We start from the raw sequence: 15,568 nt of genomic DNA, 5'->3' as shown, positions 1-15,568 counted from the left end.
CATGACGAGAGAAATCAACATTGATGGTCTTGTTGGACCAACACATAATTACGGCGGAATGTCATTTGGAAATCTAGCTTCTGCAAACAATAAAGGGCAGACTTCCAACCCACGCAGCGCAGCGCTTCAAGGCCTTCAGAAAATGCGTCAACTGATTGATCTGGGTCTTACCCAAGCCGTGATGCCGCCTCAAGAACGTCCGTTTATGTCTGGACTGAAAAAGCTCGGTTTTACTGGCAATGACTCAGATGTATTGCAAGCTGCCTATAAGGTCAGCCCTGCGCTTGTAAGTAATTACTCTTCCGCTTCATGTATGTGGACTGCAAATGCAGCAACCGTGTCACCAAGCCCTGATACCGCCGATGGAAAGGTGCACTTTACGCCCGCTAACCTAACAGCAATGCCTCACAGATCTATTGAAGGGCCGCAGGCTGAAACAATCTTGAAAGCAATCTTTGCTGATGAAAGCGCGTTTACTGTTCACGCACCGCTTCCCGCCAACACCTTGTTTGGTGATGAAGGTGCAGCCAACCATAACCGCCTTAGCGCAACACATGCAGACAAGGCGTTGGAAGTATTTGTTTATGGCCGCGAAGCGCTAAACGCAGACGATAAGCCCTCAAAATTCCCCGGACGTCAGACCTTAGAAGCGAGTCAGATAGTTGCGCGCTCCCACAGACTAAAACCGGACAACACATTATTTGTTCGACAAAGTAATTCGGCCATCAATGCTGGCGCATTCCACAATGACGTTGTGTGTGTCGCTAATGGTCCTGTATTGTTGTTCCATGAGACAGCATTTGACGATTACATCGGACTAGAAGAAACACTAAAACGAGCTGCTGAACCTTTAGGCTTTGTCCCTCAAATGGTGATGGCAAAAAATGCTGAGTTCCCAATCGAAGACGCCATCAAATCATATTTCTTCAATAGTCAACTTTTAACGCTGCCAAATGGTAAAATGGCTTTGGTTCTTCCTGCCGATGCCGAAGAAAATATGGCCTCAAAGCAATTTGCAGATGCATGCGTGTCTGGCGACAATCCAATTGACCAAACCATCTTCATGGACCTACGCCAAAGCATGCGAAACGGTGGCGGCCCCGCTTGTCTTCGCCTTCGTGTTCAACTCACCGATGATGAACTCTCAAAAATGCATCAACCCGTGATCATGTCTCATCAAAAAATTGATCGCTTAGAAGATTGGGTCAAAACGCATTATCGCGACGCACTCATTGTTGAAGACCTTGGAGATCCAAAATTATTGGATGAAGCCCGAAGCGCATTAGATGAACTTACTCAAATTCTGGAACTGGGTTCTATGTACGAATTCCAAAAAGATGGAGCTTCAAATTGAGCCTCTCCCAAAAAGACATTTTAAATATATCTTCCAAAAAACCTGAAGATGAAGCCGCCCTAGCTTTGATCGAAACACGTCGCGACGCAATGATAGAGCAAACTATTGAATGGGCCAAAATCAATACGGGGAGTTGGAATGCAGACGGATTGCAAACATTCGCTCCAATCCTTCAAGAGGCTCTTTCTCAATTGGGTGCAGAAGTCGTGTCTCACCCGACCAAACCAATTGAGAAGATCAATGATCAAGGCGAAAAGACCTATTTCCAATCAGGTCCAGTTTTCACAGTCACTGCAAGACCTGAAGCTCCAGTCAAAATAATTTTCACTGGTCATTACGACACAGTATTCCCGCCCGGAACATTTGAAGAAATCACCGACATTGGTGATGGCAAGTTGAACGGCCCAGGACTTGCCGACATGAAAGGCGGTATCGTCGTCATGTTAGAAGCGATTAAAGCTTTTGAAGCTGGGCCGCATAAAAGTAAACTAGGTTACTCCATCGTACTTAGCCCTGATGAAGAAACTGGGAATTTTGCTAGCGCGCCATTCATTGCAGAAGCCGCAAAAGATGCGCACATTGGCCTAACATTCGAACCTTCAATGGAATCAGGTGCCATGTCTGGGGCGCGTAAAGGTTCAGCGATTTACGACTTCATTTTTAAAGGTCGCGCCTCTCACGCTGGCCGCGCACCTGAAGCCGGTCGCAGCGCTCTCTTGGCCGCCGCCGAATTTGCACTTGGCATTGAAAAGCTCGACGCAGCGATGGATACAGTCACTTTCAATGTTGGTGCAATCGATGGCGGAAACGCAGTCAATATTGTTCCTGATAACGCGGTGCTTCGCCTAGGTATCAGAGCACCAAACCAAACATTGGCTGATCTTGCAGTACGTTCGCTTGAAACACTCATGAAGAAGGTTCTTCAACGTGATGGTATCACTGCTGAAATGGTTGGCAGTTTTTATCGTCCACCCAAACCTCGCAATGCCGCCCAATCCGAACTATTCGAAGCGGCAGCTGCAACAGCCCATGTAATTGGTCAATCTCTCACATTCCAAGATACTGGCGGCGTGTGTGAAGGAAACAACGTCTTCAATGCAGGCACACCTAATATTGATACGCTAGGTGTTCGCGGCGGCAGCATCCACTCTCCAGATGAATTCGTTGTGCTAGACAGCTTTACTGAACGCGCAGGACTAACGGCCCTACTTCTAAACCGCCTTGCTGATGGGCGAATAGATGCTGCGCACATCAAATCACTCATGAAAGAAGATCAGGACTAATGACACAAGACACATATATCAATGGTGTTTGGGACCAAGGAAAAGGTCCTTCTTTCGACAGCATATCGCCTTCTGATGGGAGTATTGTTAATTCCTTTCACGGTGCAGATACAGCCCAAATTGAACAAGCCGTTTCAGCAGCTCACAACGCTTTTGAAAACTGGTCACTGACACCTCAAGATCAGCGCGACACCATCCTGAAGGCATATGCCGATGCATTGGGCAAGCGTAAGCAAGCCATAGCCGATGCAATAAGCAAGGACATGGGTAAACCGGCCTGGGAAGCCCTGACAGAAGCTGGGGCCATGGTGGCGAAAGTTGCAGGCTCCATGACAGCACAAACTGAACGCGCGGGTAGCTGGACTAAAGAAGCGGACTTTGGAGCATTGTCACTGACACACCGCCCATTCGGTGTCATGGCTGTGTTTGGCCCGTTCAACTTCCCCGGACATTTACCCAATGGTCACATTGTTCCAGCGCTTCTTGCTGGAAACACAATTGTGTTCAAACCATCAGAGCTAGCACCTAGTGTTGCAACTTTGATGATAGAAGCATTTGAAGAGGCAGGTTTACCCACTGGTTGTGTGAATGTTGTTCAAGGTGGCCGCGATACTGGACAGGCTCTTTTGAATGCAGACATCAATGGTTTGTTGTTTACAGGATCACACCACACAGGAACCGCCTTCCATCGCCATTTTGCCGGTCGTCCTGATGTTATGTTGGCGCTCGAAATGGGCGGCAACAATCCACTAATCGTACACAAGCCCGAAGATGTAGAACAAGCTGCTGAAGTTATATTCCAATCCGCTTTCATTACCACAGGGCAGCGTTGTACTTGCGCGCGTCGTTTGATCCTTCCCACAGGCGAACAAGGCGATGCGATCCTGAATGCTGTTATAGCCAAAATTGAAGCGGTCAAAATTGGCCCTTGGGATGGCGAGGATGTCTATCTTGGACCTCTAGTTTCCGCTCGTGCCGTAGAGCAAGCAATAGCATTTCAAAACGAACGTGTTGAGCTAGGTGGCAAGCTCATCAAACCACTATCTGATATGGTAGAAGGAACAGGAATTGTCCGTCCGGGTATTATCGACATGACAAATGCCCAAAGACCACCAGATGAAGAATTATTTGGACCATTCTTACAAGTCTACCGCGAAGATGATTTGGACAAGGCGATCCTCATCGCAAACGATACGCGTTTTGGACTTTCTGCCGGAGTAATCACAGGAAATGATGAAGTATGGGAATACACTCAAGCTCGTCTTCGTGTAGGTATTCTCAATAGAAACCGTCCAACAACAGGTGCCTCTGGCGCAATGCCATTTGGAGGCCCAGGTCTATCAGGAAATGCACGTCCGAGCGCATATTATGCTGCGGACTATTGTGCATGGCCACAAGCGCGGCAGATCGGCTAGCACCTCTAATTTAAATACATAAAAGAAGGGCGTTGGAATCACACCAACGCCCATTTAGTTTTCTCTGGGGAGAGTATGAATTATTCTGCCAACACATTCATGAAGCGATCCTGACATTCACGAATTGACGCTAATTGCTGTTTTTCATAAAGCTCAAATGGATCTAAGACGGCCGTTCCAAGGTCTTTTTCAAATTGCTCTTGATTGGAGTCAGATGCGTACAAATCTGAATCATCCGATGACAGGTTTGACCTAAAAATACCTGCTGCACTTACGGGCAAAAAGTCCTGATAAGTTATTGGTTTAGCTTCAATAACACCGTCTGCAATTAGCTGTTTTAAATCAAAAGAAGCACCTGGTTCAATTTTACCTTCACATGATGGAACAACTTTCAGTATGTAGCTGAAGTAAGCCAATTCTTGTTCGCGCAGTTCATCCCAGCCATCTGGAAACTTAGAAAACTCTTCAACAAGCAAATCTTCGTAAAGACCATCACCAGATGACGCCCTGTTTTTTGCATTTGCGAGTAACTCATCGTACAGGCCGCGCCCTTTAGCAGTTAAAGCTACGCCACGCTGCTCGATCTCACCAAATCTCGCAGTGTGTTCCCCCGCATCCGATGCACCTTGTTGATCAGGAAATTCAACTTTCTCAGTCAAAGCCTTAAACGCTGTTTGACGCAACAATATTGCACTTTTTCGGAGCGGCGGTCCCTCAATCGTTTCTTTGGGGTTTAACCCCTTTTCGGGCATCATCGCTTGCGCTGCGTCTATATCTAGAACTCGCGGTGTCAGATGATTGATATGTGGCCCCTTAAAACTCACAATGTCGGCAATCAATGGATGTTGAGATTTTAGTTTCTGATAGGTTTTATGATCGACATTTGCTGTTGAATGCCACCGAAATGTTTCCAACATTTCTGCAACAAACTCTCTAGCATCCGCTCTAGTCAAACCATTTTGTTTTTCAGCCTGCTCTATCAGCTCAACGGCTCGGTCTGAAACTATCTGACGTTCGCTAAGAATTTCCTCTGCTACCGCCCTTAGCTCATCATCTTCTATACGCTCTAAACGAAGAAGTGACGTAAACACTCGAAAAGGATTTTCGGCCAATGCATCCGCTTTGACTGGACGAAACGCTGTTGAGTGTACGGGCAACCCAGCTACAGATAGATCATAATAACCAACGGGAAACATTCCCATAATAGCAAAAGCGCGGCGCAATATATTAAGCTCTTCTGCCTTACCGATGCGAATTGCACCGTGGCGCTCTGCTCTAAGCGTTTCTTGACCACCTTCAGATTCAATTTGGGAAGCTAAATCAAGATTTCCGGCAAGAACTCTGTCGTTTACTTCATCAACCAGATCAACAAGGCCCGCATAAGCAGGAACCTCTTCGCGGTACATGTGTGACATGGCGTCGGTGAAATAACTGCGTACTATGTGTTCACTTACATATTGGGTCGCCATTATTGCAACTCCTCTGCTTTTTTAGAGTCACTCACACGCTTTGTTTTTGAAGAAGATCCGTCGAAATTCTGTTTCGCTGTCCATGACTTAACTTGAGAATCATCTTGCACATTTAGCGCAATGGCCGCCTCAGCAGTCACGGAAACTCTCTCACTTTCTGATTCAAACGAACCAATAACAGCTCGAAAGTTTGATAAACTGTCCACACCAATCATGACCGTATCTGAACTTTGAACTTGTCCTTTTATATTTAAACGACAATCAACACTTTCTCTGATGGTACTGATGTTTTCAAAATCCGACATCAATATAGGTCCGGCATCAAACAAATCTACAACACCAGTTTTTACAAAACCTTCTTTTCGAAGTAGATGATATGCCCCAACGCCACTTCGATGAGGTTGTCCGATACAATCACGTACCTGAGGGGGAAGATTTTCTACGACTATTGGGGACGTTGGAACGACGGACTTCCACGCTTCAGTATCTGCATTCGTAATAAATTCATCTGCTTCTTCAAAGGTCTTTTGAAGCCTATCTCTATGTTGATGAGTGTAGAAAGGTGATTTCCCATCGACATCCTGCATACCACGAAGTTCTGCTATAATTGGGCTGGAAAACACTTCAGGAGAAGTTCCAATAAGCAAATAACGTGACTTCGCCAGATAACGTCCTAAACCGCCCTTTCGATGATCGGGGTGCATGAAAAGTGAGCCGACCTCTGTTGCTCCGTCAAATGTACTCGCAGGGTCCAAGTAGACCGCTTGACGCTCATCATTTACCGGCTCTCCCCGTCCATCTTTCATCACCAAATCAACAAAAGGGGTTTGAGTGCCAATTTTTGTTTTTACGGCTGCACAACCGATAATTTTCCCAGAAGAAACTTCCTCCATCACCAATAGGAATTTCTGAGCCAAATTCACATCTGGATTGGCGAAGCTTTCCCCTGATGCTTGGATGTATTCGCTTAAGTATTTCCGATCAGCTTGCAAACTGGTAAAGCCGGGCCCGGAAATCTCCGCCAACGCAAAGAAACCTTCAAGGTCTGATGCCTCAATGGGCCGAACTACATGAATTTCCGGGCTCGTACTCATTAAGCTGGAGCCTTTTCCGCTTCAGCTTCTTTTACCTCTTGCAACGCCTTTTTAAGACGTGACATTGCTTCGCTCACTTCTTCAGAAGTCACATTTAAAGCTGGTGCGAGACGAACAACATTATCGCCGGCAACACCTATCAATAATCCGAGATCACGCGTGGCATTGCGAACTGCGATATTTGGAACAATTAGTTTGGCTCCAATCAACAATCCTTTTCCGCGAATTTCTTCAATTGTGCCGGGGACTTCTTTTTGAATTGTTTCAAATCCAGCTCGTATTTGGTCAGCAATAACCTTCACATTGTCTAAAAATTCTGGCTTGGAAAGATGATCTAAAACAGCATGTCCAACCGCAACTGCCAAAGCGTTACCGCCATATGTTGTTCCATGTGTTCCAGGAAGCATAAATTGTGCAACTTCTTCTGTCGCAAAACACATTCCTAGTGGAAATCCACCACCAACACCTTTGGCAGTCGCCATCAAGTCTGGTGCTGCGGTTTCAGCCCACTCATGCGCAAACAATTTTCCCGTACGACCGGCACCACACTGGACTTCATCATAAATGAGCAGCGCTCCAACTTCATCACATAACTTGCGTATCAATCTCAAGTTTTCCGACGAAACAGGTCGCAAACCACCTTCACCTTGAACGGGTTCAATGATCACTGCGGCTGTCTTTTTTGAGAGAGTGCTTTTTAACGCATCCATGTCGCCAAATGGTAGTTTGGTATAACCCGGTAGTGCTGGCCCGAAGCCTTTAAGATAGTTTGGATTTCCTGCCGCGTTGATCGTAGCATATGTACGTCCGTGAAACGCACCATCAAATCCAATTATTTCGATGCGGTCAGCATCGCCTTTTTCAAAATGATACCGCCGTGCAGTCTTCAACGCACATTCAACAGCTTCTGCTCCGGAATTGGCAAAGAACACACGGTCAGCAAAGGTCAACTCGCAATACCGGTCTGCCAATTCAGATTGTCCGGGCACATCGAACATATTTGATAAATGCCAGAGCTTTTGTGCCTGATTTTCGAGCGCTTTCACCAAATCTGGATGAGCATGACCTAATGTGTTGACAGAAATACCTGAAATAAAGTCAAAATACTCACGTCCGTCCCGATCCCAAAGGCGAATGCCTTCACCTCGTTCAAATTGGATCGCTGGTGGTGCGTAGGTTGGAAAAATATGATTGCGACGTTCCATGAAAATCTCCCATTTGAATCAATGAGAGCAAATTTCAAAATCGAATTACAGTATACTTTTGATCATTTTAGGGTAGATTTTTAATCTATTTAATGCTTTTAACATTCGTAATGCAAAAAAACGAGGATTCGAATGTCAATTACAGAGAAAGACGATCAGCTCATAAATGTCCTGCGAGAAAACGCACGTATGAGCGTCACGGATATTGCGGCCACTTTGGGTGTTTCTAGATCTACTGCGCAGAAAAGACTAGAAAAAATAGAAGAAGCTGGCGTTATCTCTTCCTATACCGTTGTTTTGTCTGAAGCCTATCAAAAAGCGCGCGTGAGAGCACACATCTCAGTCACACTGGATGCAAAGAAAACTCACAGTGTGATTTCAAAAATTAAAGAAAACTCTTCTGTTGAAGAAATTCACTCTGTTAGCGGTGATTTTGATCTCATCGTAATTGTGTCATCAACAACTGTCGAAATGCTGGACAAAGCCATTGATGCTTTAATCGAAATTGACGGAGTTGAACGTACAAGTACGGCTGTAATTCTTTCAACTAAGCTGAAGCGCTAATCTGCCAAATCAAGTTCATCTATCGCCTTACGAGCTGCTTCGGCTAGCTCGGGGCGGCATATGAGAAGATCTGGCAAGTAAGTGTTATCACAATTATACTTAAACTCTGAGCCATCTAAGCGAGATGTGTGCAGGCCAGCAGCAGCAGCGACTGCGACAGGCGCACAATTGTCCCACTCATATTGGCCGCCTGAGTGGAGGTAGATATCTGCCTCACCACGCACAACTGCCATAGCCTTGGCACCAGCTGACCCCATCGGTAACAATTCCGCGCCCATGGTTTCCGCGACTGCGACTGCTTCTTTTCCGGGACGCGAACGCGATACCAACATTTTGGGTGGATTGTTTATCGGTTTAAGCGCAGGTGGCGTATCCGAACGCAAGACTAAATCCATTCCTGGCAATGCCACTGCCCCAATGGATGGCTTACCGTCAATGGACAATGCAACATGCACTGCCCAATCAGTGCGCCCTTCACCATATTCACGCGTGCCGTCCACAGGGTCGATGATCCAAACGCGGGAGGCATCCAATCTGGATTTATCATCCTTACTCTCTTCAGAGAGGATTGCGTCATCAGGCCTTTGAGCTTGAATAGCTTGCATCAAAAAAGCATTCGATGTCTCATCTCCCGCTTTGCCGAGAGCTTTGCCTTCGACAAGGCCAGATGCACGCACTTCCAGAAGAATTTTACCTGCAGCTTCAGCTAGCTTTGCAGCCAATTCTGCATCACTCAAATCACTCATAGCGCCATCAACTTTTCAACAATTAGATCAGCAGCTTCTTCAGCAGACATTTCCACTGTATTCACACGAATTTCAGCATTTTGTGGCTGTTCATACGGACTATCAATCCCTGTGAAGTTTTTGAGGTCTCCAGCTCGAGCCTTTTTATAAAGCCCTTTGACATCACGCTCTTCAGCTACCTCCAAAGGCGTATCAACAAAGACTTCTATAAACTCACCATCTCCAAACATATCTCTCACCATTTGCCGTTCAGCTTGGAATGGTGAAATAAATGCCGTCATGACGATCAATCCAGCATCTGTCATTAGTTTAGCAACTTCACCAACGCGGCGAATGTTTTCAACGCGGCATGCATCGGTAAATCCAAGGTCTTTATTCAACCCGTGGCGAACATTGTCTCCATCAAGAAGGAAAGTGTGCTTACCTTCGGCAAATAATTTCTTTTCTACTAGGTTTGCAATTGTTGATTTTCCAGACCCTGACAAACCCGTAAACCACAGCAAGCGCGGTGTCTGGTTTTTCTGAGCGGAGTGCGCGTCTTTATCTACGTCAACTGCCTGCCAGTGGATGTTTTGAGATCGGCGCAATGCAAAGTGAATCATGCCTGCGGCTACTGTCGCATTGGTCATCCGGTCAATCAGGATAAAACCACCCATGTCCGGATTGTCCGCATAACATTCAAACGTTACCGGTTTGGATGTTGCAATGTTGCACACACCAATAGAATTCAACTTCAGTGTCTTGGAGGGTAATTTACCCGCCGTATTCACATTCACCTCGTATTTAGGCTCTGTGATTGTGGCTGACACTGTTTGAGAGCCAATTTTAAGAAGATAGGGACGTCCAGACAGCATTTCTTCTTCCGCCATCCAAACAATTGTCGATTCAAACTGATCTGCCACCTCAGGAGGCGCGTCAGAAGTTGCAATAATATCCCCGCGAGAGCAATCTATCTCATCCTCAAATGTAAGTGTGATAGATTGGCCAACGCGCGCCATATCTAAATCACCATCCATTGTGACAATAGACTTCACGGTTGATGTCTTACCTGATGGAAGCACACGGATAGCATCGCCCGGACGCACTGTCCCTGATGTGACTATCCCAGAAAAACCTCGAAAATCCAGATTTGGACGGTTCACCCATTGAACCGACATGCGAAAACCACGGTCCACCATTGAAGAGTCACTCACGGGAGCTTCTTCAAGGTGAGAAAGAAGTGTTGCCCCTTCATACCATGGCGTTGCTTCGCTCTTGTCGACGATATTGTCGCCCTTCAAACCTGATATTGGAATAGCTGTAAAACTCTCCATCCCAATAGAGTCTGCAAACTCTTTATAATCGCTGATAATCTCTTTGAAGCGATCTTCACTATAATCGACCAAATCCATTTTATTGACAGCCAGAACAATGTTCTTAATGCCTAGAAGATTGACCAAATAAGAGTGACGCTTGGTCTGTGTCAGCACCCCCTGACGTGCATCAATCAAGATTACAGCTAGGTCCGCAGTCGATGCGCCTGTCACCATATTACGAGTGTATTGTTCGTGTCCTGGTGTGTCCGCAACGATAAATTTGCGTTTTTCAGTCGCGAAGAAACGGTAGGCAACATCAATCGTTATGCCTTGCTCACGTTCAGCAGCCAAGCCGTCAACGAGAAGCGCAAAATCAATTTCCTGACCTTGAGTTCCAACGGATTTTGAATCATTTTCAAGACTCGCCAATTGATCTTCAAAGATCATTTTTGAATCATAAAGAAGACGCCCGATCAGAGTAGATTTTCCGTCATCCACCGATCCACACGTTATGAAGCGCAGCATGCTTTTATGCTGATGCTTCTCTAGATAGGCATCAATGTCCTGCGCGATCAAAGCTTCTGCTTCATACGCTTTATCAGAATGAGTATTTGTTGAATTTGTCATTTTAGAAATACCCTTCCTGCTTCTTCTTCTCCATAGAGGCCGCCTGATCGTGGTCAATCGCACGCCCTTGGCGCTCTGAAGTTGTCGTTAGAAGCATTTCTTGAATAATTTCCGGTAATGTCTCCGCATCACTCTCAACAGCACCAGTCAACGGATAACACCCCAAGGTTCTAAATCGAATGGAGCGCATCACCGGCTCCTCACCTTCTTTTAAAGGGAAACGATCGTCATCAACCATCAACAACATTCCATCGCGTTCCACAGTTGGACGTTTGGCTGATTTATAAAGCGGCACAATATCGATATTTTCCAAGTGGATGTATTGCCAGATATCTAACTCCGTCCAATTGGAAATCGGGAATACACGAATGCTCTCATCCTTGGCTTTACGCATATTATATTGCTTCCAAAGCTCTGGACGCTGGTTTTTAGGATCCCATCTGTGATTAGATGTTCTAAACGAGAATATACGCTCTTTTGCGCGCGATTTTTCTTCATCACGACGCGCACCACCAAAAGCAGCGTCAAATCCATATTTAGTGAGAGCTTGTTTTAGTCCCTCTGTCTTCCACATATCAGTGTGAAGTGAACCATGATCGAATGGATTAATCCCTTTTTCTTTAGCTTCAGGATTTTGATAGACAATCAACTCCATGCCAGCATCTTTCGCTGCCTTTTCACGCAGCTGGTACATGGCTTGGAATTTCCAAGTTGTATCCACATGCATCAAAGGAAAAGGAGGAGGCGATGGATAAAAAGCCTTTTTCGCCAAGTGCAGCATTACCGCACTATCCTTCCCCACAGAATATAGCATGACCGGCTTTTCAGCTTCCGCTGCCACCTCACGCATAATGTGGATGCTCTCAGCTTCCAGGCGCTGAAGGTGCGTTAGACGAGTCGCTGATAATTCGCTTTTTGACATCAATTCATCAATCTTTTCGGCATGTTGCTTGAAAAAGTTCAAATCAACAATTCAATTTGGGAATAATTCTATAGAGATGAAATAGTCAGTCAAAGAGAGCTTCACAACTAGAATTCACGTGATGCGGCTCATCTGTTCTTTTAGCAGAACTTAACATAAGCAAATTCGAGCTTAATCAAAATCGTATTGAGCTATTTCATGAGGCTCAATACGCCTCATGAAATAGCTAGTTGCTCTCAGATGTCATTGAAACAAACACATCCTCTAGATCAGCTTCCTCAGTCGCAAGATCACGAATTCGAATGCCTGCTTCTCGAATACGATTCAGCAAATCCATTACGCGTGTTTCATTGGCTCTGAAAGTGACAACTAAAGCATCATCGTTACGCACTTCTATATCTAAATCATTGAGTTCTTCAGGAAGTGAACTAATCGATTGCTCTGGATGAACGATCAATTTCTTTTGGTCTAGTCGAGCTAGTAAAGTATCCGTTTCTTCACACGCAATAACCTCACCATGATTAATGATTGCAATCTGATCACACATTTCCTGCGCTTCTTCCAGATAATGCGTCGTTAAAACAATGGTCGTGCCTTGAGCGTTTAGTTCTTTAACATACTCCCACAGCTGACGTCTCAATTCGACATCTACTCCAGCTGTGGGTTCATCAAGAATAAGGATGGGGGGAGTATGAACCATTGCTTTGGCAACCATCAGACGGCGTTTCATTCCGCCGGATAACTGGCGCACGTAGGCATCTTTTTTATCACCCAGCCCCAACGCCTCTAGAATTTCATCGGAATGACGTTCTTTTTCAGGAACCCCATAAAAACCTGCCATCAGCTCCATGCTTTCACGAGGCGTGAAGAACGGGTCCATGTTGATTTCTTGAGGAACGACGCCTAACGCTGCAGCCACTTCACGAGGCTTTTTATCCAGATCATACCCCCAGACATTCACCTGTCCTGAAGTTTTATTCACAAGGCCAGATATTATGTTGATCATGGTCGATTTGCCGGCCCCATTGGGACCTAGCAACCCAAATATTGAACCACGTGGAATTTTTAGATCAACACCCCTTAGTGCTTTCTTTTCTTCAACTTTGCCTTTTGCTCCGTATGTCTTTTTTAAATCTCTAAGTTCAATAGCGAAATCAGGAAGCGTCTTTTGGTCGTTCAATTCGATCTCCACTATGAAATGCACTACAGTGCAGTAGACAAATTTGGTGTTCGCACAAAGTTGGGAACTCTTAAAGGTTTAGAAAAGGGATTTCTACAGATATCTTTTATTCATCTCATCTATCAACTCAGAATATAAACTATAGACAGAACCCCAAAAGATATACCATTATAAACTGACGACAATTTATTGGAGAATAAAGATGAAACAACTAATCGCTGCTACGACATTATCTTTAATAGTTTCATCATGTGCTTCGACTCAAATAAATCAGCAAAATTCTCCAGATGAAAATTTGAATGAATTGTACCAAATGTCATTGAGACAATTTAAAACGCTGCCTGCCGACACCGACACAATAATCACCGATAGACGCGCAGAGGTTACTTCTCCTCATTTGGACGGTAAATGGTTCTACAGCCAATTGAACACTCGAAAAGAGCAAAAGTTATATCGTCAGAGATTAAACAAGTTGGAATTATCTGCCGATGGGAAATCGGTTTTACAGCTAACCTACCTCCTGAAATCCCCCGACGAATTTGAAAACGCATGGGATTTTCCAGATAAATTACAAAACATTACTCAAAACGACATTGAAAAGTTCTTCAATGCTGGTTGTGAACTAGTTTGGACACCAAACAAAGATGCTTCTTGGACAGGGTATGTATCTCCCGAAACCTGCCGTATTTATTCAGGAAAACGAGACACCCACATAAGAATTGAATCTGATGCTTATATGTCTCCAGAAACGTACAAAACAACTGAACGAGGCTTCTCTGACGATATGGAATTTTTATGGGGATCTAAACCCGGAGAATTCATTACGCTAAAACCAATAGCCTCTGAATAATTTTTTTACACAACGAATCAAAATTTTCACTTTCATCCAATCATATGGCTTGTTAGTTGCACATTAGCGGCAAAACCAATGACAATTCCCGTCATTGTACCGAGAAGGGATTTTTTGAGTGACTCGTAAGTATTTCGGAACTGATGGTATTCGCGGCCCAGCAAACACAGGAAACATGACACCTGAAGTCGTTATGCGTCTGGGAATGGCCGCAGCGAGTTATTTTAAAGATGATAGCGACCGCCGCCACACTGTCGTTATAGGAAAAGATACGCGACTATCAGGTTATATGATTGAACCTGCACTGACCGCAGGTTTCACAGCTGCTGGCATGGATGTTGTCCTTTTTGGACCACTGCCGACGCCTGGGGTCGCAATGTTGACGCGCTCTCTACGCGCTGACCTTGGCGTGATGATTTCTGCTTCACACAACGCCTACCAAGATAACGGAATTAAACTATTCGGCCCCAACGGGTTCAAGCTTTCAGACGAAGCAGAAACAGAAATTGAAGCTCTTATGGAGCGTCCAATGGATGCTGATCTTGCAGCCTCCAACAAATTGGGACGCGCAAGCCGTATCGATGATGCGCAATCACGTTATGTCGAAATAGTAAAAGCCACTTTCCCTCGCCGCCAACGCTTGTCCAACTTAAGAATTGTTGTGGATTGTGCAAATGGAGCTGCCTATAAAGTTGCACCCAAAGTACTCTACGAATTGGGAGCGGAAGTTATTTCACTAGGTGTTACTCCAAATGGTTACAACATCAATGAAGAATGCGGTTCCACTGACACACGTGCGCTTTCTGAAGCCGTACTAAAATATCGCGCCGACATCGGAATTTCATTGGATGGTGATGCAGACCGCGTTGTATTGTGTGACGAAAAAGGTGCCGTCATTGATGGCGACCAGGTTTTAGGACTCATAGCGAAAAGTTGGAAAGAAGAAGGCAAGCTTTCAAAGCCCGCTATCTCAGCAACTGTTATGTCAAATCTTGGATTAGAAAATTTCCTAAAATCAATTGATATTGAACTACGTCGTACAAAAGTTGGCGACAGATATGTTGTCCAAGACATGCGAGAAAATGGTGTAAATCTTGGCGGTGAACAATCCGGCCACGTGGTTATGAGCGACTATGCGACAACGGGAGACGGTCTTGTCGCAGCCCTGCAAGTTTTAGCTGTTGTGTGTAAAACAGACAAGCCAGTGTCAGAAGTAGCTCACGTGTTTGATCGCGCACCGCAACGCCTTGATAACATCCGTTATTCAGGAAAAGATCCATTAAACTCCAAGCTCGTAAAAACTGCCATGAAGGAAGTTGAAGCTGAGCTTGGTGACAAAGGTCGCTTGGTCGTTCGCAAATCCGGTACGGAACCATTGATTAGAGTCATGGCAGAAGCTGAAGAAGAAGCCATGATGAACAAGGCTGTCGAAGACGTCGTAGCAGCTGTGAAACAAGCTATCGGCTAAACATTAAACTCAGCGTCATTGAAAACCACCATTGACGCTGACTACCAACCCACCTTAGCAATGTTAGGAAACTTCATTTCTACATTGCGTGGTGTT

At 45.2% G+C, this 15,568-nt stretch carries 13 protein-coding genes; 6 read left to right on the top strand and 7 right to left on the bottom strand.

Annotation, left to right across the window (positions count from 1 at the left end; translation table 11 throughout):
* Position 1 precedes the first annotated feature (1 nt).
* The 3 genes from astB to astD are packed head-to-tail and all read left to right on the top strand — an operon-like array spanning position 2 to position 4,052.
* A complete protein-coding gene (astB, locus tag F551_RS0104810; RefSeq protein ID WP_018996355.1) occupies positions 2–1,354 on the top strand; it encodes an N-succinylarginine dihydrolase in 1,353 nt (450 codons plus the stop codon).
* Positions 1,351–2,637 carry a hydrolase gene (locus tag F551_RS0104805; protein ID WP_018996354.1) on the top strand — a complete coding sequence of 429 codons (1,287 nt, stop codon included), beginning with the start codon at positions 1,351–1,353 and terminating at the stop codon, positions 2,635–2,637. Before astB ends, F551_RS0104805 begins: the two co-directional genes overlap by 4 nt.
* Entirely contained in the window at positions 2,637–4,052 is a 1,416-nt protein-coding gene (gene astD, locus F551_RS0104800) for a succinylglutamate-semialdehyde dehydrogenase (protein ID WP_018996353.1), read from the top strand. The genes F551_RS0104805 and astD overlap by 1 nt, the downstream gene beginning before the upstream one ends.
* 80 nt (positions 4,053–4,132) lie before the next feature.
* On the opposite strand, the gene hglS is transcribed toward astD, so the two are convergent.
* From hglS to F551_RS0104785, 3 genes are read right to left on the bottom strand one after another with little or no spacing between them, the layout of a single operon-like run.
* Complete coding sequence (hglS, locus tag F551_RS0104795) at positions 4,133–5,521, bottom strand: 2-oxoadipate dioxygenase/decarboxylase HglS (protein ID WP_018996352.1); 1,389 nt, start codon at positions 5,519–5,521, stop codon at positions 4,133–4,135.
* Positions 5,521–6,615 (bottom strand): arginine N-succinyltransferase, encoded by a 1,095-nt coding sequence (locus F551_RS0104790; RefSeq protein WP_018996351.1) that lies wholly within the window; start codon positions 6,613–6,615, stop codon positions 5,521–5,523. The genes hglS and F551_RS0104790 overlap by 1 nt, the downstream gene beginning before the upstream one ends.
* A complete protein-coding gene (locus tag F551_RS0104785) occupies positions 6,615–7,820 on the bottom strand; it encodes an aspartate aminotransferase family protein (RefSeq protein ID WP_018996350.1) in 1,206 nt (401 codons plus the stop codon). The genes F551_RS0104790 and F551_RS0104785 overlap by 1 nt, the downstream gene beginning before the upstream one ends.
* A gap of 132 nt (positions 7,821–7,952) precedes the next feature.
* Here F551_RS0104785 and F551_RS0104780 point away from each other — a divergent pair, with 132 nt between their 5' ends.
* Positions 7,953–8,384, top strand: a complete 432-nt coding sequence (locus tag F551_RS0104780; RefSeq protein WP_018996349.1) for an Lrp/AsnC family transcriptional regulator — start codon at positions 7,953–7,955, stop codon at positions 8,382–8,384.
* Here the strand turns inward: F551_RS0104780 and F551_RS16275 are convergent.
* From F551_RS16275 to F551_RS0104760, 4 genes are all read right to left on the bottom strand, one after another.
* Positions 8,381–9,130 (bottom strand): 3'(2'),5'-bisphosphate nucleotidase CysQ, encoded by a 750-nt coding sequence (locus F551_RS16275; RefSeq protein ID WP_018996348.1) that lies wholly within the window; start codon positions 9,128–9,130, stop codon positions 8,381–8,383. The genes F551_RS0104780 and F551_RS16275 overlap by 4 nt on opposite strands.
* Entirely contained in the window at positions 9,127–11,052 is a 1,926-nt protein-coding gene (gene cysN, locus F551_RS0104770; protein WP_018996347.1) for a sulfate adenylyltransferase subunit CysN, read from the bottom strand. The genes F551_RS16275 and cysN overlap by 4 nt, the downstream gene beginning before the upstream one ends.
* Position 11,053: 1 nt before the next feature.
* The gene (cysD, locus tag F551_RS0104765; protein WP_026296653.1) at positions 11,054–11,974 is read right to left on the bottom strand and encodes a sulfate adenylyltransferase subunit CysD; all 921 of its coding nucleotides are present in this window, start codon (positions 11,972–11,974) and stop codon (positions 11,054–11,056) included.
* Between the two features lie 226 nt (positions 11,975–12,200).
* Positions 12,201–13,154 (bottom strand): ABC transporter ATP-binding protein, encoded by a 954-nt coding sequence (locus F551_RS0104760; RefSeq protein WP_018996345.1) that lies wholly within the window; start codon positions 13,152–13,154, stop codon positions 12,201–12,203.
* 202 nt (positions 13,155–13,356) lie between these two features.
* Here F551_RS0104760 and F551_RS0104755 point away from each other — a divergent pair, with 202 nt between their 5' ends.
* Together F551_RS0104755 and glmM are read left to right on the top strand one after the other, a co-directional pair.
* On the top strand, positions 13,357–14,004 hold the full coding sequence (locus F551_RS0104755) for a chromophore lyase CpcT/CpeT (RefSeq protein ID WP_018996344.1): 648 nt from the start codon (positions 13,357–13,359) through the stop codon (positions 14,002–14,004).
* A gap of 118 nt (positions 14,005–14,122) precedes the next feature.
* Positions 14,123–15,472, top strand: coding sequence for a phosphoglucosamine mutase (glmM, locus tag F551_RS0104750; RefSeq protein WP_018996343.1), 1,350 nt, complete (start codon positions 14,123–14,125; stop codon positions 15,470–15,472).
* Positions 15,473–15,568: the final 96 nt, after the last annotated feature.

The sequence above is a fragment of the Hirschia maritima DSM 19733 genome, from assembly GCF_000378345.1.
Lineage (GTDB): Bacteria > Pseudomonadota > Alphaproteobacteria > Caulobacterales > Hyphomonadaceae > Hirschia > Hirschia maritima.
Note: the sequence above shows the minus strand (reverse complement) of the source record. Positions and strands in the feature narration are given on the sequence as shown.

Bases quoted from the DNA above. Each gene is read 5' to 3' on its own strand.
- astB (WP_018996355.1), top strand. From the start codon at position 2: ATGACGAGAGAAATCAACATTGATGGTCTTGTTGGACCAACACATAAT.
- astD (WP_018996353.1), top strand. From the start codon at position 2,637: ATGACACAAGACACATATATCAATGGTGTTTGGGACCAAGGAAAAGGT.
- hglS (WP_018996352.1), bottom strand. From the start codon at position 5,521: ATGGCGACCCAATATGTAAGTGAACACATAGTACGCAGTTATTTCACC.
- F551_RS0104790 (WP_018996351.1), bottom strand. From the start codon at position 6,615: ATGAGTACGAGCCCGGAAATTCATGTAGTTCGGCCCATTGAGGCATCA.
- F551_RS0104785 (WP_018996350.1), bottom strand. From the start codon at position 7,820: ATGGAACGTCGCAATCATATTTTTCCAACCTACGCACCACCAGCGATC.
- F551_RS0104780 (WP_018996349.1), top strand. From the start codon at position 7,953: ATGTCAATTACAGAGAAAGACGATCAGCTCATAAATGTCCTGCGAGAA.
- F551_RS16275 (WP_018996348.1), bottom strand. From the start codon at position 9,130: ATGAGTGATTTGAGTGATGCAGAATTGGCTGCAAAGCTAGCTGAAGCT.
- cysN (WP_018996347.1), bottom strand. From the start codon at position 11,052: ATGACAAATTCAACAAATACTCATTCTGATAAAGCGTATGAAGCAGAA.
- cysD (WP_026296653.1), bottom strand. From the start codon at position 11,974: ATGTCAAAAAGCGAATTATCAGCGACTCGTCTAACGCACCTTCAGCGC.
- F551_RS0104755 (WP_018996344.1), top strand. From the start codon at position 13,357: ATGAAACAACTAATCGCTGCTACGACATTATCTTTAATAGTTTCATCA.